This is a genomic window from Roseiflexus castenholzii DSM 13941 (genome assembly GCF_000017805.1).
Lineage (GTDB): Bacteria > Chloroflexota > Chloroflexia > Chloroflexales > Roseiflexaceae > Roseiflexus > Roseiflexus castenholzii.
The window spans coordinates 522,166-539,443 of record NC_009767.1 but is presented as its reverse complement, the minus strand read 5'-3'; the positions used below and the strand labels follow the sequence as shown (position 1 = coordinate 539,443).

Here is a 17,278-nt window from a genome sequence, read left to right as displayed (position 1 = left end):
GGAGAGTGTTCATTCTGTGACTTCTGGCGCAACATCGTATGCCGATGCGCCGCTGGAAAACCCCTTCGTCCAGCGCGCGCGCATTACCGACGCCACGCGCTTCGCCGGGCGCTGGCGCGAACTGTCGCTCATTTTCGACGCCATCGAAGTCCGCCGTCCGGTGATGGTCACCGGTCCGGCAAGCATCGGCAAATCATCGCTGCTGACGCACATCACGGCATCAGCGGCGGTTCACCTTGAAGAACCGCTGCTCCCGTCCTTCTATCTGGCGCTTCATGAGGCGGCAACGCCAGAGGATGTCTATCAGACGGTGCTTCAGGCGCTGGGCGTGCCGGGTTCGACGCCGTCGGCGCTGGAAGTGGCGTTGCTCGAACAGGAGACGCCGGTGCTCCTCTGCCTGGATGATGCGCACCGGGCTATACGCGCAGGTTGGGGTGAAACGTTGCTCGACACGCTGGCGCGCATTGCGCGCGGCGGGCGGTTGATTCTGGTGGTGGCTGCGGCAGGGGAGATGCCGCTTCTCAGTGAACGGTTTGTGAGCGTGCGCCTGGGTTCATTTGCGCCTGCGGAAGTGCGCCTGTTTGCAGAGACATATCTCGAAGGCACGAATGTCAGTTTCACACCAGGTGAACTGCGGGTTCTCGCCAGTATCAGCGCCGGGCATCCGGCGTATCTCCAGCGCGCTGCCTACCATCTCTTTGAGAGTCGGCGCGACGGGCGCGATTGGTGCGCAGCGTTCCTCGCCGAAGCGCGGGAGCGCCCGATTCCGGGTGCGCCGCTGCCGCCAGAAGCCTTCACAGGAGAGGAGCGATCCGACGCGATCAGACCGCGGTATGGCGCCCTCCGCACCGACAAACGTCCAAAAGAGACCGTCGGATTCCTGGTTCCTGAAGCGCCACGCGCCCTGCTATTCGCGATCCCTCCGCTGGCAGCGCTCCTTGCCCTTGTCGTCACCAACAACGCCGTCACTGCCGCGCTCGTGGCGTTGCCGGGTCTGGCAATTGCGCTGGCATGGTGGTATCGCTGCCGCGTCAGTTGAACCGGCACGCCTGCACCGGCGAGTCGGTCGCTACCGCGATCCGTCCATCGAGGAGCCACACCAACGCCCCCTGTGAGAAACCGGTTGAGAAAACATTCCGATGACGACCGGGCGCAAATACGATTGGCTGGCCGCGTTGGATCGGTCGCGGAACAAAGAAATTCTGCCACCAAACGGGCACGGCAACATTGAAGGCGTTATCGTTCCGATAGCCGAACCGCGCAATCGAAGCGCCATTGCCATCGGGCAGCGTGCATTCCAGAATGGGCTGAATACGGAGCACGGCATCGCTGCCACAGCGGATCGGATAATTCGCATGAGCCGTGACTGTCTGCCCATTCAGCGACCATGTGAGCGGCAGACCATCGAAAACCACCGCAAATGCAACTCTGCGCTTCCCTGGCTCGAAGGTCGTCGGCTGCCCAAGGTTCTCTCGATAGCGATTGAAGCGATTGTCGGCGCCGATTGGAACCTGCACAGACGCATCACCTTGCACCTCGTAGCCGAAGAGCGCGACATAACCTGCCGGTGCGCGCCGCGCAACACATGCGAGAAACGGACGCAGGATTACAGGCGTGACGGTTGCCGTCGGTGACGGTGTGGCCGTCGCCATTGGTGTGGGCGTCGCCGTCGCCGTCGCCGTTGCCGTTGCCGTCGCCGTTGGCGTCGCCGTCGCCGTTGGCGTCGCCGTCGCCGTGTTCGTGGCAGTGGCCGTCGCCGTGGCCGTGTTCGTGGCAGTGGCCGTCGCCGTTGGCGTCGCCGTTGGCGTCGCCGTGTTCGTGGCAGTGGACGTCGCCGTTGCCGTGTGGCTCGCCGTCGGTGTGGCCGTCGGTGTGGCCGTCGGCGCAGGAGTGGCCGTTGGCGTGGCCGTCGGTGTGGCCGTCGGCACAGGAGTGGCCGTCGCCGTTGCCGTGTTCGTGGCTGTCGCCGTTGCCGTTGGCGTCGCCGTTGGCGTTGGCGTCGCCGTGTTCGTGGCAGTGGACGTCGCCGTTGCCGTTGCCGTCGCCGTGTGGCTCGCCGTTGGTGTGGCCGTCGCCGTCGCCGTGTTCGTGGCAGTGGCCGTCGCCGTTGGCGTCGCCGTGGCCGTGTTCGTGGCCGTCGCCGTCGCCGTTGGCGTGGCCGTCGCCGTTGGCGTGGCCGTCGCCGTTGGCGTGGCCGTCGCCGTTGGCGTGGCCGTCGCCGTTGGCGTGGCGGTGACGATCGGTAACGGCGTATTGGTTGCCCCTGCACCGGTCACATCGACAAAAACATACGCTGCACCGGTTGCCGGACCAAAGAGCGCATCGCCATACGCCCCGGCAATAATGGTATTGCCATCGATGTCAACCGACCAACCGAGGCGATCACCGCTATCGGTGTCGCTGCCGATCAGTTTTGCGCGTTCGATCCAGGTTGCGCCGCTACGGTCGAACACATAGACTGCGCCACTGGCAGGTCCGTTCGCACTATGCAATGGCGCTCCGACGACGAGTCGCTGACCGGAAAGCGCCAGTGCGCTACCGAAGCGATCGCTGGCGACCGTATCGCTTGCTACGAACTTCTGGCGCTGCGGCCAGGACGCGCCGTTAAACTCAAAAAGATAGACGGCTCCGCTGAAACTGCCGGTAACGCGATGCAATGGCGCCCCAACCGCAAGCCAGCCATTGTTCAACGCCAGTGCGCTGCCGAAGCGATCTCCGGCAATCGTGTCGCCAGCGGACACTTTGTGCCGCTGCACCCAGGCAACGCCATCGAATTCGAAGAGATAGACCGCCCCACCCGCGCCATGCAGTGGCGCGCTGACCGCAAGCCAGCCATCGCTCAGCGCCAGTGCGCTGCCGAAGCGGTCGCCAGGAACAACATCGGCGCCGATCAGTTTCTGGCGTTGCACCCACGCAACGCCATCGAAGGCGAAGACATAGACCGCGCCAGCATCCCTGCCGTAGGAGTCGTGCAACGGCGCACCAACGATCAGCGTGTTCTGACCGATTGCGATAGCGCCGCCAAACTGCGCCGGTGATTCAGGATCAGCGGGAGTGATGATCGCCTGGCGTTGCCAGCTAGCGTTCGAGAAGAGATAAACCGCGCCGGCATCCTGCGCATCAATGCCGGCATACGGCGCTCCCACCGCTGTCTGCACGCCATCGGTCGCCACTACTGCGCCGAGGTACGCGCCTGCCAGAACATCGGATATGCCAAGACGCGCCTGCTGCACCCAGGATGCAGTGCTGCGGGCAAAAGCGTAGGCGGCGCCAGCGTTGGGCGCCAGGTCCGACTTGCCGTAGGCGCCAACGATTGCCGTGTCACCTGCAAGCGCGACTGACAGACCGAAATAATCGTACTGAGCGGCATCAGCGGCAGTCAGTTTCGTTTGCGTGAAGTTCAGGGATGATTGCGGCAGCGCCAAACGAACGGGCGTCAAGAACGCAATCAGCGCGATCACCAGGACGCCGGCAAGACGCGCACTGAACATGGCGGGATGGCGCATGAGACGCCTCCTGTGACGACGCTTGTAGGGATGTTAGCCTCATGCTGCTCTTATCATATCAGGCAAACCACAAGCAGAGATGATGACCAAAGTACCAATAGATGGACCGTTGTCGTGGGTACTACTTTATCTCATGACTCTGGACAGAATATGAACGCGATGTGAAAAAGGTGTTATCCAACATGCGTGACCAAACGGCGCAGCCAGCCGTTATACGAGGGAGCGCCAATCAAACGCGCGCGTGCAGAGAAGAAAGGGTAATGTCGGCGATGACCAGAGCGATTCGTCTTATTGTGATCACATCACCCGATCAACTCGATCAGGAGTGGATCAATCGTCTGGCGCGCGAGGCGGAGATTGAGCATCTTGATCGCGTGGGCAGTGTGGCTGCCGGCGTCCTTCTTGCCCGGCAGAGCCGTCCCGATCTAGTCATTGTGGATCGTGACGTCGATCAGGTTGAAGCGGCGATCCGGCAAATCTTCACCCATGTTCCTGCCACGCACTGCATTGCTGTCACTCCATCGGCAGATGTGCCCACGTTGCGGCGATTGGTGATGGCCGGTGCGCGTGATGTCATCAGTCGTCCGATTCACCATGCTGACATCATGAACAGCATCCGTTCGGTGGTAACAGCGGAACGTAATCGCGCCGTTCGCGCCGCCTCGACAGGTGATCGGCAAGCAGGGCGGTTGGTGGTTGTCGTGGCGCCAAAAGGCGGAGTTGGCGCCACGACCATCGCCACCAATCTGGCGGTTGCGCTGCGCCAGGTGACGAACACCAGCGTTGCGCTCGCCGACATAGGGTTGCAGTTTGGCGATGTCGGTGTTCAGTTGAATATCTGGTCGCGCCACACCCTGCACGATCTGGTACTGCATGCTGGCGAGCTCGATGATACGCTCTTCGAGAAAGTGCTACAGACACACAGTTCCGGCGTCAAGGTATTGCTGGCGCCGCACGAACTTGAAGCAGCCGGCGACATCTCAGGCGAGGCGATGATTGCGGTGTTGCAGGGTCTGCTGGGGCGTCACACCTATGTGGTATGCGATACCTGGTCATTCCTCGATGAAGTCACCGAAACCCTGCTCCAGAGAGCAGACGATGTGCTGGTCGTCACCACGCCGGAAGTTCCGGCGTTGCGCAATACGAAGGGCTTTCTGGAGTATCTCACGCGCAATGAACTGACGCGGGGACGGATCACGCTGGTGCTCAACCGCTTCCCAAGCGTTAACGGCATTGCGTTGCACGATGTGCAAAAGCACCTGCGCTACCCGGTCGGCGCCAACATTCCGAGTGAAGGACAACCGATCACGCACAGCATCAACCGCGGCGTGCCAATTGTCATGGCGCAGCCGCACAGTTGGGCAAGCCAGAGTCTGCTGCGCCTGGCGGCGTATGTGGCCGGCGACAGCGCAAACCTGATTTCACTCCAGCATTCGGGCGAAAAGAAATCCGGGAAGAACGCTTTGCCGGGTATGAAGGGGCGACGCGGCTTGTTGAGCCTGATGCGCGGGACGTAGCGACGGAATTATACCAATGACGATTGACGATGCCGCATGCGTGTCTTCCGAGCCCTTCGCTTCGCTCAGGGTAAACGCAGCGCGGAATCTGAGCGGGTCATGCACGACCCCTCGCGCCGCTCGGGGTGGACCATGCCGGATGTTCACAGGGAATTGGTATTACGCTTCCGCCATTTTGTAGCCGACGCCACGCACCGTCAGGATCAGACGCGGACGCGAAGGTTCAGATTCGACTTTCTCGCGCAGCCGGCGCACGCAGACATCCACCAGGTTCGTCTCGCCGACATAGTCGTACCCCCAGACTTCGCGAAAGAGGGTTTCGCGATCGAACACATGGCCAGCGTTGGCGGCAAGGAAGTAGAGCAACTCGAATTCCATCGGCGTCAGGTTGACTTCCTTGCCGCGTACTGTCACGCGGTGGCGCGGTTCGTCGATTTCGATCTCGCCCACGCGAACGATCGGCGGCGCAACACGATGCTTGTACCCCTCGACACGCCTCAGAATGGCATCGACGCGCGCAATCAACTCGGCGGTCTTGAACGGCTTGGTGATGTAATCGTCGGCCCCGAGTTCGAAACCATGCACAATATCGTCAGTACCATCGCGAGCAGTCAGGATGATGATCGGAACATCGGAGCGCTCGCGAATGCGCTGGCACGCCTCAAAACCATCGACATACGGCATCATAACGTCGAGGATGACCACGTCGAACTTTGATTCGTCAAACGCTTTCAGTGCTTCCAGCCCGTTCTTCACCGCAACGATCTCGTAACGCGGATCTTTCAACGTCACCTGAATCAGCGTGCCAATCGACGGATCATCGTCCGCAATCAGGATGCGGCGCGGATGAACGTTCTCTTCGTGGGCGCGTTCGGCAAGTCGGCGTATGAGTCGCATAGTAGTACCATGTTTCTCCGTACTGTGTGCAGTATAACGACTCTTGCGCCAGACGTAAAGAGGGGAAAGCGGGGTCAGGAAGTCCAGCGGGTTAAGATATTTTCACGTTCAAACAGAGCAATGGCGCCGGCAAAGGCGAGTGCTGCCAGGAATGCCAGCGCCGCGCTCGCAATGAACGCCAGCAACGGCGTCAGCACCACCACACCGAGCAACTGCGCCACGAAAAGCGCCAGGATCGGCACAACCACAACGGCTGCAACTTGCTGTGCGGTGCGCGGATCATTGACCCGCCCCGAAACCGCGACGGTCGCTGCAACCATGAGCAATGCCAGCGACGGTGAGCCGAGCAGCAGCAGCACCCACCACCCACCCTCAAGGATGACCTGGTACACCCGATCACTGAGGACGACCAGGCGCAGCGCCAGGACGAATATCAATGCACATCCCCAACTGATCAGCATGGATGGGACAAGGGAAGCCAGGCATTTGCCAAGTAACAGTTCCCATGTCTCAATCGGCGCTGCCAGAAGCGGTTCCAGCGTGCGACGTGTCTTCTCGCCAACAATACTGTACGAGGCGATTGCCGAGGGAATGAGCAACGGCATCAATAGAAACATCGACCCAAACTGCTTCCCCATCACTGCCTGTCCCAACTCTGGTTCCGGTAACCCGGCAAGCGACGGATCGGCGACGATGGCGCCGAGTTGAGCGGTGTCCTCATCGGGTGTGACGCCAATCAGATACACCGCCACGATGGGCAGAATCGTCAGCAGCAAGGGCGGGATCAGGATCGTCATCCATAGGGTGCGTTCACTGCGCAGTTCGAGCCATTCTTTCTCCAGAATGATGAGCGCTTTACGCATATGTCTGCTCCTGCGGTTCTCCTTCGCGCACCAGTTGCAGATAGACGTCTTCCAGCGTAGGTTCACGCGGTTCGACATACCGGATAGCGGCGCCGGCATCGATCAGCGCGCGCACCAGGATCGGGTTGTGCTCATCGGGGTTGTCGAGCGAGACGTTCAGCGCGTCACCGTCAGCGGCGGCGGCGTGAACGAACGGAAGGGCGCGCACTGCGTCCATGAAAGATTCGGCGGCGCCTGCAATACGGATGCGCACGCCAGCGCCGAACAGTTCAGCGCGCAAGGCCGCAGGGGCGCCAATACGCAGAAGACGTATGCGAAAGACGGCGATCAAATCGCACAACTCGTCAGCTTCTGGAAGATTATGAGTCGTCAGGAAAATGGTCCGTCCCTCGGCGCGCAACTCCTTGATGAACTCACGCACGGTGCGCGCAGCTTCCGGGTCGAGACCGGCGGTTGGCTCGTCGAGAAAGATAATCTGTGGTTCGTGCAGCAGGGCGCGCGCAATGGCCAGTTTCTGTCGCATACCCTTTGAAAAACTGCCGACCGGATCATCGCACCGTTCCCACAGCCCAAGCATGCGCAGGTACCGCTCCGTTTGCATCCCGGCGCGGGGTGTATCGAGATCGTAGAGGCGCGCAAAGAAGATCAGATTCTGGCGCGCGCTAAGGCGATCATACAATCCAGGGCTTTCAGTGAGCAACCCGACATGACGCCGGATCATCTGATCGTCTTCGCCGAGACGATACCCTGCCACCACCGCACTGCCGGAGGTTGGTGCGATCAATGCCGCCAGCATGCGCACTGTGGTAGTCTTCCCGGCGCCATTTGGACCAAGAAAGCCAAACACCGCGCCGCGCGGCGCTGCGAGTGTCAGGCGCTCAACCACAACGCGCTCGCCAAAGGCGCGGGTCAGATCACAGGTTTCAATCGCGTTCATAGGAGGGGAAGGTACGGCAAGCGGCGAATGCAGTGCGCCGGGGAGCGCCGCTTGCCGTGGCGGCGTTATTCGAGATAACCACGCAAACCGCGCCCATAGTGCGGATGGCGCAACTTGCGCAGCACACGCGCCTCGATCTGACGAATGCGCTCGCGAGTGATGCCAAACTCGCGCCCGACCTCTTCCAGAGTGCGGTAGTGCCCATCGTACAACCCATAGCGCAACTGAATGATGCGGCGTTCGCGTTCGGGCAACTTCTCGAGCGCACTGTCGATCTGTTCGCGCAGAATATGGCTCGATGCGCTTTCCATCGGCGTCGCGCCCTTGCCATCCTCGATGAAATCCGCCAGCACCGAATCCCCTTCTGGGCCAATCGGAGTTTCGAGCGAGATCGTCTGGCGCGCGGCTTCCAGCACCCGCCGCACCTTCTCAACCGGAATGCCGAGTTCAAGCGCGATTTCGTCCGGCGTCGGGTCGCGCCCGGTCGTCTGCTGGATGCGGTTGCTGGTGCGCATCACCCGATTGATCGTTTCGCCAACGTGCACCGGCAGGCGGATCGTGCGACTCTGATCGGCGATCACGCGCGTGATCGCCTGGCGGATCCACCACGTGGCATACGTCGAAAACTTGTACCCTTTGCGATAATCGAACTTTTCGGTGGCGCGCATTAAACCGATGTTGCCCTCCTGGATCAGGTCGAGCAGGGACATACCGCGCCCAAGGTACTTTTTGGCAATGGATACGACCAGGCGCAGGTTCGCCTGGATGAGGCGCTCGCGCGCCGCCTGACCTTCCTGAACCCAGCGGTGAAGTTGGAGGCGTTCAACCGGAGTGTAATCGCCATTCTGCAACCGTTCGTTCGCCTGCTCGCCGCGTTCGACCTGTTGCGCCAGCATGATCTCTTCCTGTGCAGTCAACAGGTTGACCCGTCCGATCTCACGGAGGTAGACCCGGACCGGATCATCGACTCCTATGCCGTCAACATCGGCGTCGAGATCGTGATCCAGCGAGTCGTCGTCCTGCTCGTGGAGGGCATGACACGGGTCGGCGTGGTGATCGAAGAGATCGTGATCGCCGACAGTACGCTCAAGTATTCGTTCGACAGTCTCGGACGCCGGTTCGGCAACAGGACGATGGACACGAACGTGATTGCGCGGAGAGGTCTGCGACTCGTGGGCCGTGGCCAGGAAGGAGTCGAGGGGTTCTTTCACATTCCACCAGCCTTCTGTGCATAACGGCCTATTATAATGTGCATATGGTAAGATAGCACAAAAGTCGCACATCTTCAAGGACTATTTTGCACTAGTACCTGTCCTGTCGATGCCGTGCTATAATCTGTGAGAACCGAGAACCGAGAACCAAGAACCGAGAACCAAGAACCGAGAACCGAGAACCAGGAACCAGGAACAGTAAGGAGTGGACCATGCAGATCTATCTCGATACCGCCAATCTGGACGAAATTCGCACCGCTGCCAGTTGGGGCGTGCTCAGCGGCGTTACGACAAACCCATCGCTTATGGCAAAGGAAAAGGGCGCCGATTTCAAGGCGACCATTCAGGAGATTGCAAGTCTCGTTGATGGTCCCATCAGCGCCGAGGCGACCTCGCTCGACGCGGACGGCATGGTGCGCGAGGGGCGCGAGTTCGCAACCTGGCATCCGAATGTCGTGGTCAAGGTGCCAAGCACGACCGAAGGGTTGAAAGCGGTCTCACGCCTGGCGCGTGATGGCATCCGCTGCAACGTGACACTCTGCTTCAACGCGGTGCAGGCGCTCATGGCGGCGCGCGCCGGCGCCTTCATCATCAGCCCGTTCGTCGGGCGTGTCGACGATGTAGGGGTCGATGGCATGAGTCTGATCCGCGAGATTGTGCAAATCTACCGAGCGCACAACATTTCGACGCTGGTGCTGGCGGCATCGATCCGTCACCCGCGCCATATCGTCGAGGCGGCGCTGGCAGGCGCGGATATTGCCACGTGCCCGTTCAAGGTGCTTGAGCAGAGTATGCGCCATCCGCTGACCGATATTGGGATCGAACGTTTCCTGGCGGATTGGAAAGCCTGGCAGCAGGGCAGGTGACACAAAACGGGTCGCGCCTTCTTTGAAAAATGATTATGACATCTTCATACACCGATCTTGACCGGCTTGCTATCAATACGATTCGCACGCTTGCAATCGATGCCGTACAGGCTGCCAATTCCGGGCATCCCGGTATGCCGCTGGGCGCAGCGCCGATGGCGTATGTGCTGTGGACACGCTTTTTGCGTTTCGATCCGGTCGATCCGTCCTGGCCCGACCGTGATCGCTTCGTTCTTTCCGCCGGTCACGGCTCGATGCTCCTCTACAGTCTGCTGCACCTGACCGGCTTCGACCTCTCGCTCGATGAACTGCGGCGCTTCCGTCAGTGGGGATCGAAAACGCCCGGGCATCCGGAACGCCATCTGACGCCAGGGGTCGAGGTGAGCACCGGTCCATTGGGTCAGGGGTTTGGGAATGGCGTGGGCATGGCGCTTGCCGAGGCATTTCTGGCTGCGACGTACAACCGTCCCGGTCATACGCTCTTTGATCATTACACGTATGCGATTGTCAGCGATGGCGATCTGATGGAGGGGGTGGCTGCCGAGGCGGCGTCGCTCGCAGGGCATTTGAAGCTGGGCAAGTTGATCTACCTGTACGACGACAACCATATTTCGCTCGATGGTCCGACCAGCCTGGCGTTCACTGAGGATGTGTTGCTGCGCTTCGCGGCGTATGGCTGGCATACGGCGCGCGTTCCCGATGGCAATGACCTCGATGCCATCGAGGCGGCGATCCGCGAGGCGCAGGCTGTGACGGATCGACCATCACTGATTGCAGTGCGCACGATCATTGGCTATGGCAGCCCGCTGGCCGGCACGAGCAAGGTGCATGGCAGCCCGCTCGGCGCCGAAGGCGTGCGCGCCACGAAACAGGCGTTGGGGTGGAATCCGGATGCCGCATTCTTCGTGCCAGAAGAGGTTCACGCATTGATGCGTCTGGCGCGGGAACGCGGCGCTGCCCTGCGCAGCGACTGGCAGGCGCGCTTCGAGGCGTATGCCGCAGCATATCCGACCGAAGCGCGCGGGTTGCGCCAGGCGCTGGCGGGAACGCTGCCGGAAGGCTGGATAGAGCGCCTGCCGACGTTCAGCCCGACCGGCGGCGACCTGGCGACGCGCGAGGCGTCCGGGAAGACGATCCAGGCGCTGTATGAGGCAATTCCCTGGATGATCGGCGGGTCTGCCGATCTCTCGGAAAGCACCAAAACGCCGTATGCGACAACGACGAGTTTTCAGGCAAACTGCCGCACCGGGCGGGTGATCTGGTTCGGTGTGCGCGAGCATGCGATGGGGGCGATCCTCAATGGCATGGCGGCGCACGGCGGTGTCAGGCCATATGGCGGGACGTTCCTGGTCTTTTCGGATTATATGCGCGGCGCCATTCGCCTGGCGGCGTTGTCGCATCATCCGGTCGTCTATGTCTTTACCCACGATAGTATTGGTCTGGGGGAAGACGGTCCAACGCACCAACCGGTCGAGCATCTGGCGGCGCTACGCGCCATTCCGAACCTGTGGGTCATCCGTCCTGCCGATGCGAACGAAACGGTGATCGCCTGGCAGATCGCCCTCGAACGCGCCGATGGTCCCACAGCGCTGATCTTGAGCCGGCAGAAATTGCCGGTGTTCGACCGGTCGGCGCTGGCGCCTGCCGAAAATGTGCGGCGCGGCGCATATGTGTTATGCGACGCTGAAGAAGAGACGCTGCACATCATTCTGATGGCGAGCGGTTCGGAGGTAGCGCTGGCGCTCGCAGCGCAGGCGGCGCTGCGGGAACACGGTGTAGCGGCGCGCGTGGTCAGTTTTCCGTCATGGGAATTGTTTGCCTTGCAACCCCAGGAATATCGCGAGAGCGTGTTGCCGCCGGATGTTCGCGCGCGGCTGGCGATTGAGGCGGGTGTGGCGCAGGGGTGGGAACGCTGGGTCGGCGATCAGGGCGCCTGTATCAGCGTGGAGACGTTCGGAGCTTCAGCGCCGTATCAGGTTGTGTTCCAGCAGTATGGGTTCACCGTTGAGAATGTCGTCGAGCGGGCGCTGAAGGTGTATGCGCGGGTTTCAGGACGGGAAGGTTGAAGGCGAGAGGTGAGAGGTGAGAGGTGAGAGGCGAGAGGTGAGAGGGGTGAGGGGTGAGGGGTGAGGGGTGAAGTCAGGGGTTGCGTGAAGGAAAGCGGTGCATATTGAACGTGGGACAGCGAGTAAGTAGGGTCAAGCGGGCTGCTTGAACCATACGAACGTGGTTCCCTCTGTGTTCTCTGTGTCTCTGTGGTTCACCAAATCTGCTGTGACGGTCCGAGGAGGGGGCGAGAGGCGTGAGGCGAGGGACCCGACCATCGCGTCGCGCGAGATGTATCTCGCATTGGTGGCGAGGCAAGAGGGATGGAGTCAGGGGTTGCGTGAAGGAAAGCGGTGCATGTTGAACGTGGGACAGTGAGTAATACCAATGACCTGTGACCATCCGGCATGGTCACCCCGAGCAGCGCGAGGGGTCGTGCGCGACCCGCTTCGATTCCGCGCTGCGTTTACCCTGAGCGAAGCGAAGGGCTCGGAATGACACGCATGCGGCATCGTCAATCGTCATTGGTATAAGTAGGGTCAAGCGGGCTGCTTGAACCATACGAACGTGGTTCCCTCTGTGTTCTCTGTGTCTCTGTGGTTCACCAAATCTGCTGTGACGGTCCAAGGAGGGGGCGATGTACATCGGAGATTGGCTGGCGCGGCGAGCCGATCTAACGCCGCACAGGATTGCACTCCTGGACGCCGCTGATAACCTTCGACCGATCACGTTTCGCCTGTGGCATACGAATGTCAGTCGCACTGCTCGATTCCTCGCTGGACGGTTTGGAGTACAGCCTGGCGACCGGGTGGCGGTGCTGGCGATGAATTGCGTCGCCTATCTGGATATCTGGTTCGCCTGCGGTAAACTCGGCGCCATTCTCCAGAACCTCAACTGGCGGCTCACACCAACGGAACTTGCCGGACTGATCGCCGATGCCGAACCGGCGCTTCTGATTTACGGACCGGATTTCGTCGAACAGGTGCGCGCGCTGCGCAGTGCCGGGATCGTGACTCCAGGCATTGCACTCGATGCCGACTGCCGCGCCGATCCTGGCGACCCCGTTTTTGCCGAACGCGACGCATACCCCGATACGCCGCTTCAGGCGGTCGATCTCACGGCGGATACTCCCTGGATCATCTGCTACACCGGCGGCACAACGGGATTGCCAAAGGGCGCGATCCTGACGCACGGCAATGTCTTCTTCAATGTGGTCAACACCGTCGCCGGATGGGGGTTGCGCCCCGATGATGTGACCATCCTCAACGCGCCGTTATTTCACACCGGCGGGCTGAATGTGTTCACAGCGCCACTGGCGCATATCGGCGGTATGTCGATTGTATGCCGCCAATTCGATCCAGATCAGGTGTTCGATCTGATTGAACAGCAGGGCGTTACCATCTATTTCGGCGTGCCGACGATGTTCCTGGCGCTCCAGCGCCATCCGCGCTGGGAGACGGCAGATTTCTCACGAGTGCGCTGGATGATCAGCGGCGGCGCGCCATGCCCGCCGCCGGTCTTCGAGACCTTCCGCCGCCGGGGGGTGCCCTTCCGCACCGGGTATGGGTTGACCGAAGCCGGACCGAATACGTTCTGGCTACCTGATGATGACATCGAACACAAGGCGGGGTCAGTCGGCTATCCGTTACCGCATATCGACCTGCGATTGGTGAATGAGCGCGGCGAGCCGTGCGCACCCGGAGAAGTCGGCGAGTTGCAGATTCGTGGGGCGCACGTTTGCGCAGGTTACTGGCGGCGACCGGCGGAAACTGCGGCAACAATCGTCGATGGCTGGTTGCGCACCGGCGACCTGGCGCGGCGTGACGAAGAGGGATGCTACACCATCGTCGGACGCCTGAAGGATGTTATCATTTCGGGTGGCGAAAACATCTACCCGGCTGAGGTGGAAGCAGTGATTGCCGGGCATCCGGCAGTGCTGGAAGTTGCGCTGATCGGCGCACCGGATGCAACATGGGGCGAGGTAGGGTGGGCGGTCGTCGTACTGCACGAGGCGTCTCGACAGCAGATAACCGACATTGAGCGGCAGATTCTCGACTACTGCCGCGACCGGTTGGCGCGGTACAAAATCCCGAAACGTGTCATCGTCGTGGATGCCCTGCCGCGCACCGGTGCGGGCAAAATCGATAAACGCGCATTGCGACGGGAGTTTGTCGTTGAAGGTTGAAGTTTGCGTCCACGAAGAACACCAAGAGACACGAAGGACGGAGCGGTGTGGATAGGGGCTGCGACCGAGCGCCTGCGAAGGGCGTCCTTGCCCACCGGCGCAGGCGCGTCCTTCGGGGATCGTTGCGTCCTCGAAGAACACCAGGAGACACGAAGGACGGAGCGGTGTGGATAGGGGCTGCGACCGGGCGCCTGCGAAGGGCGTCCTTGCCCACCGGCGCAGGCGCGTCCTTCGGGGATCGTTGCGTCCTCGAAGAACACCAGGAGACACGAAGGACGGAGCGGTGTGGATAGGGGCTGCGACCGGGCGCCTGCGAAGGGCGTCCTTGCCCACCGGCGCAGGCGCGTCCTTCGGGGATCGTTGCGTCCTCGAAGAACACCAGGAGACACGAAGGACGGAGCGGTGTGGATAGGGGCTGCGACCGGGCGCCTGCGAAGGGCATCCTTGCCCACCGGCGCAGGCGCGTCCTTCGGGGATCGTTGCGTCCTCGAAGAACACCAGGAGACACGAAGGACGGAGCGGTGTGGATAGGGGCTGCGACCGGGCGCCTGCGAAGGGCGTCCTTGCCCACCGGCGCAGGCGCGTCCTTCGGGGATCGTTGCGTCCTCGAAGAACACCAGGAGACACGAAGGACGGAGCGGTGTGGATAGGGGCTGCGACCGGGCGCCTGCGAAGGGCATCCTTGCCCACCGGCGCAGGCGCCTGACCCTCCTTCGTGCTCCTGCGCGTCCTTCGTGGATCATCACATGTGATACCAACGATTGAAGATGCCGCATGCTGGTCATTCCGAGCGCAGCGAGGAATCCGAGCGGGTTCGCGCCAGGCCCCTCGCTCTGCTCGGGGTGACCATGCCGGATGGTCACAGGTAATTGGTATGAGTTCAAAGTTGAACAAAGGAAGCGGAGGCGCTATGCACATTGGCGGATTGCTTTCGCGCCATGCGCGCTATCGTCCCAATCACACTGCGGTGATCGTCGGTGATGTGCGGCTGACCTATTGCGAGTTTAATGCGCGGGTCAACAAAGTCGCGCATGCGCTCCTGAACCTGGGGCTGGCCAAAGGCGACAAGATTGCGACAGTGCTGCCGAACTGCATGGAGTTGCTCGAAGTCTACTGGGCAGCGGCAAAGACCGGTCTGGTGGTGGTGCCGATGAGCACCCTGCTGCGCGGTCAGGGGCTGGCATCACTCTTGCGCGACTCGGATAGTGCCGCGGTGGTAACCGATGCAACGCATGCGCCGGCGCTCGACTCGGTTCGCGGCGATCTGCCGATTGCGCAGGATCGGTTCCTGATCATTGATGCTCCCGATCAACCGGGATACCGCGATTATCAGGCACTCGTTGCGCCGATGCCAGAGCACGATCCAACCGGGATTGATCTCCACGCCAATGATCCATACAACATTATGTACAGCAGCGGCACGACCGGTTTGCCGAAAGGCATCGTGCTCACGCACGGGGTGCGCGCCGGGTACGGGACAATTTTTGCGTCGTCGTACCGCATCGTGCCGGAGAGCGTTATTCTGCATGCGGGCGCGCTCGTGTTCAACGGCGCCTTCCTCACGCTCATGCCAGCATTCTACCTGGGAACAACCTACATCCTGATGAAGGCGTTCAATGCCCGCGAGTTGATCGAGACCGCAGCACGCGAGAAGGTGACACATATTAAGATGGTGCCGTCGCAAATCGTGGCGCTGCTCAACGAACCCGACTTCGATGAGCAGCATCTGCCGTCAATCGAAATGCTTGGCTCAGTCGGCGCACCGTTGCACATGGAGCACAAACTCGAACTCGAACGGCGCTTTCCTAACCGCCTCTACGAACTGTACGGACTGACCGAAGGGTTCATGACTATTCTCGACAAATACCACCGGGGAGAGAAACTCGCGTCGGTCGGCGTGCCGCCACCGTTCATGGAGATCAAGATCATCGACGACCAGCAGCGTGAGTTGCCGCCGGGTGAAGTTGGCGAAATCTGCGGGCGCGGTCCGTTGATGATGAGCGGTTACTACAAGCGTCCCGATCTGACAGCACAGGCGATCATCGATGGCTGGCTGCACAGCGGCGATATGGGGTATGTTGATGAGGATGGATTCCTCTACCTGGTGGACCGTAAGAAAGACATGATTATTTCTGGTGGCATCAACGTCTTTCCGCGCGACATCGAGGAAATCATCGTGCAGCATCCGGCAGTGCGCGAGGCGGCAGTCTTCGGCGTGCCAAGCGAGAAGTGGGGCGAAACGCCGCTGGCAGCGGTCATCCTGAAGGCGCCGGGGCTGGTAGCGGCAGAGGAGTTGAAGGAATGGATCAATGCGCGCGTCGAAGCCGGGTATCAGAAGGTGTCGAAGGTCGTGATCATGGACGATTTTCCGCGCAGCGCAGCGGGCAAAACGCTCAAGCGCGTCATGCGCGACGAGTACTGGAAGGGGCGTGAGAGTAAGATTTAGGTGAATGTCGAACTGGAGGTGCCATCATGCCTTTCGTAATGGCCGGCGACCTGAACGTTCACTACATCGAGCGAGGCGCCGGTGAGCCGGTGATCCTGTTGCACGGCAACTGGGCGACATGCGGATGGTGGGAGCCGACGTTGAACCTGTTGCCGGAGGGGTACCGAGGCATTGCTCCCGATATGCGCGGACGTGGAAAGACTGAGGGACCGGACCACGACTACAGTCTGGCAGCGCTGGCGCAGGATACGCTGACGTTTGCCGATGCGCTCGGTTTAGAGCGCTTTCACCTCGTGGGGCATTCGCTCGGTGCAGGAGTGGCGATGCAATTGGCGCTCGATCACGGAGATCGCGTCCTGTCGCTGGCGGCAGTTGCGCCACCGTGGGTCGATGGCATGCCGGCGGAAGCCAATTCGCCGGAGCGCCAGCAGATGCTGAAGACAAATTTCGACCTGTTTGCAATGGCGTTGAAGGCGCTGGCGCCAACCGCACCCGACGATGCCTTCTGGCATCGGCTCGTTGCCGAGGGGCATGAGCAGCGGATCGAAGCGGCGCTGGGAGCAATCAACACGCTGGCGCAGTGGGCGCCGGGAGATGCGCTGCGCGCGATTACCTGTCCGAAACTGGTCATCGCCGGCGAAAACGATATTCTGGTGACGCAACCGGTGGCGAGCCGCGCCGCCGAGGCGCTCGGTGCACAGTTCATGGTTATCCCCGGCGTCGGGCATTCGCCGAATATCGAAGCGCCTGCCGTGTTCGTCGAGTTGCTGACCGACCTGTGGCGGAGCGGGAGACGGTAGAGAC

Annotated in this window: 12 protein-coding genes; 7 read left to right on the top strand and 5 right to left on the bottom strand. The window is 61.2% G+C overall.

From position 1 onward, the window contains the following. Positions 1-16 precede the first annotated feature (16 nt). On the top strand, positions 17-1,039 hold the full coding sequence (locus tag RCAS_RS02185; protein ID WP_011997958.1) for an AAA family ATPase: 1,023 nt from the start codon (positions 17-19) through the stop codon (positions 1,037-1,039). On the opposite strand, the gene RCAS_RS02180 is transcribed toward RCAS_RS02185, so the two are convergent. Next, positions 1,032-3,506, bottom strand: a complete 2,475-nt coding sequence (locus RCAS_RS02180) for an FG-GAP repeat protein (protein WP_011997957.1) — start codon at positions 3,504-3,506, stop codon at positions 1,032-1,034. The two genes, RCAS_RS02185 and RCAS_RS02180, sit on opposite strands and share 8 nt — an antisense overlap. A 269-nt stretch (positions 3,507-3,775) precedes the next feature. Between RCAS_RS02180 and RCAS_RS02175 the strand changes: the two genes are divergently transcribed. Beyond that, the gene (locus RCAS_RS02175) at positions 3,776-5,023 is read left to right on the top strand and encodes an AAA family ATPase (protein WP_157042512.1); all 1,248 of its coding nucleotides are present in this window, start codon (positions 3,776-3,778) and stop codon (positions 5,021-5,023) included. Positions 5,024-5,182: 159 nt separating this feature from the next. On the opposite strand, the gene RCAS_RS02170 is transcribed toward RCAS_RS02175, so the two are convergent. The 4 genes from RCAS_RS02170 to rpoD all read right to left on the bottom strand — a co-directional run bounded on the left by RCAS_RS02170 (position 5,183) and on the right by rpoD (position 9,003). Further along, on the bottom strand, positions 5,183-5,920 hold the full coding sequence (locus tag RCAS_RS02170) for a response regulator transcription factor (protein WP_011997955.1): 738 nt from the start codon (positions 5,918-5,920) through the stop codon (positions 5,183-5,185). A 74-nt stretch (positions 5,921-5,994) separates the two neighbouring features. Next, complete coding sequence (locus RCAS_RS02165; RefSeq protein WP_011997954.1) at positions 5,995-6,783, bottom strand: ABC transporter permease subunit; 789 nt, start codon at positions 6,781-6,783, stop codon at positions 5,995-5,997. Beyond that, positions 6,776-7,720, bottom strand: coding sequence for an ABC transporter ATP-binding protein (locus tag RCAS_RS02160; protein ID WP_011997953.1), 945 nt, complete (start codon positions 7,718-7,720; stop codon positions 6,776-6,778). The genes RCAS_RS02165 and RCAS_RS02160 overlap by 8 nt, the downstream gene beginning before the upstream one ends. Before the next feature lie 65 nt (positions 7,721-7,785). Then, positions 7,786-9,003 carry an RNA polymerase sigma factor RpoD gene (gene rpoD / locus RCAS_RS02155; RefSeq protein ID WP_011997952.1) on the bottom strand — a complete coding sequence of 406 codons (1,218 nt, stop codon included), beginning with the start codon at positions 9,001-9,003 and terminating at the stop codon, positions 7,786-7,788. 140 nt (positions 9,004-9,143) lie between these two features. Here rpoD and fsa point away from each other — a divergent pair, with 140 nt between their 5' ends. The 5 genes from fsa (at position 9,144) to RCAS_RS02130 (ending at position 17,274) form a co-directional block, all read left to right on the top strand. Next, a complete protein-coding gene (fsa, locus tag RCAS_RS02150; protein WP_011997951.1) occupies positions 9,144-9,797 on the top strand; it encodes a fructose-6-phosphate aldolase in 654 nt (217 codons plus the stop codon). A gap of 35 nt (positions 9,798-9,832) precedes the next feature. Beyond that, a complete protein-coding gene (gene tkt / locus RCAS_RS02145) occupies positions 9,833-11,863 on the top strand; it encodes a transketolase (protein WP_041331431.1) in 2,031 nt (676 codons plus the stop codon). Positions 11,864-12,480: 617 nt separating this feature from the next. Next, a complete protein-coding gene (locus RCAS_RS02140) occupies positions 12,481-14,028 on the top strand; it encodes an acyl-CoA synthetase (protein WP_011997949.1) in 1,548 nt (515 codons plus the stop codon). An 874-nt stretch (positions 14,029-14,902) separates the two neighbouring features. Next, a complete protein-coding gene (locus RCAS_RS02135) occupies positions 14,903-16,474 on the top strand; it encodes a class I adenylate-forming enzyme family protein (protein ID WP_232280130.1) in 1,572 nt (523 codons plus the stop codon). 26 nt (positions 16,475-16,500) lie between these two features. Further along, the gene (locus RCAS_RS02130; RefSeq protein ID WP_011997947.1) at positions 16,501-17,274 is read left to right on the top strand and encodes an alpha/beta fold hydrolase; all 774 of its coding nucleotides are present in this window, start codon (positions 16,501-16,503) and stop codon (positions 17,272-17,274) included. The last annotated feature ends 4 nt before the right edge of the window (positions 17,275-17,278 follow it).

Bases quoted from the DNA above. Each gene is read 5' to 3' on its own strand.
- RCAS_RS02180 (WP_011997957.1), bottom strand. From the start codon at position 3,506: ATGCGCCATCCCGCCATGTTCAGTGCGCGTCTTGCCGGCGTCCTGGTG.
- RCAS_RS02175 (WP_157042512.1), top strand. From the start codon at position 3,776: ATGACCAGAGCGATTCGTCTTATTGTGATCACATCACCCGATCAACTC.
- RCAS_RS02170 (WP_011997955.1), bottom strand. From the start codon at position 5,920: ATGCGACTCATACGCCGACTTGCCGAACGCGCCCACGAAGAGAACGTT.
- RCAS_RS02165 (WP_011997954.1), bottom strand. From the start codon at position 6,783: ATGCGTAAAGCGCTCATCATTCTGGAGAAAGAATGGCTCGAACTGCGC.
- RCAS_RS02160 (WP_011997953.1), bottom strand. From the start codon at position 7,720: ATGAACGCGATTGAAACCTGTGATCTGACCCGCGCCTTTGGCGAGCGC.
- rpoD (WP_011997952.1), bottom strand. From the start codon at position 9,003: ATGTGCGACTTTTGTGCTATCTTACCATATGCACATTATAATAGGCCG.
- fsa (WP_011997951.1), top strand. From the start codon at position 9,144: ATGCAGATCTATCTCGATACCGCCAATCTGGACGAAATTCGCACCGCT.
- tkt (WP_041331431.1), top strand. From the start codon at position 9,833: ATGACATCTTCATACACCGATCTTGACCGGCTTGCTATCAATACGATT.
- RCAS_RS02140 (WP_011997949.1), top strand. From the start codon at position 12,481: ATGTACATCGGAGATTGGCTGGCGCGGCGAGCCGATCTAACGCCGCAC.
- RCAS_RS02135 (WP_232280130.1), top strand. From the start codon at position 14,903: ATGAGTTCAAAGTTGAACAAAGGAAGCGGAGGCGCTATGCACATTGGC.
- RCAS_RS02130 (WP_011997947.1), top strand. From the start codon at position 16,501: ATGCCTTTCGTAATGGCCGGCGACCTGAACGTTCACTACATCGAGCGA.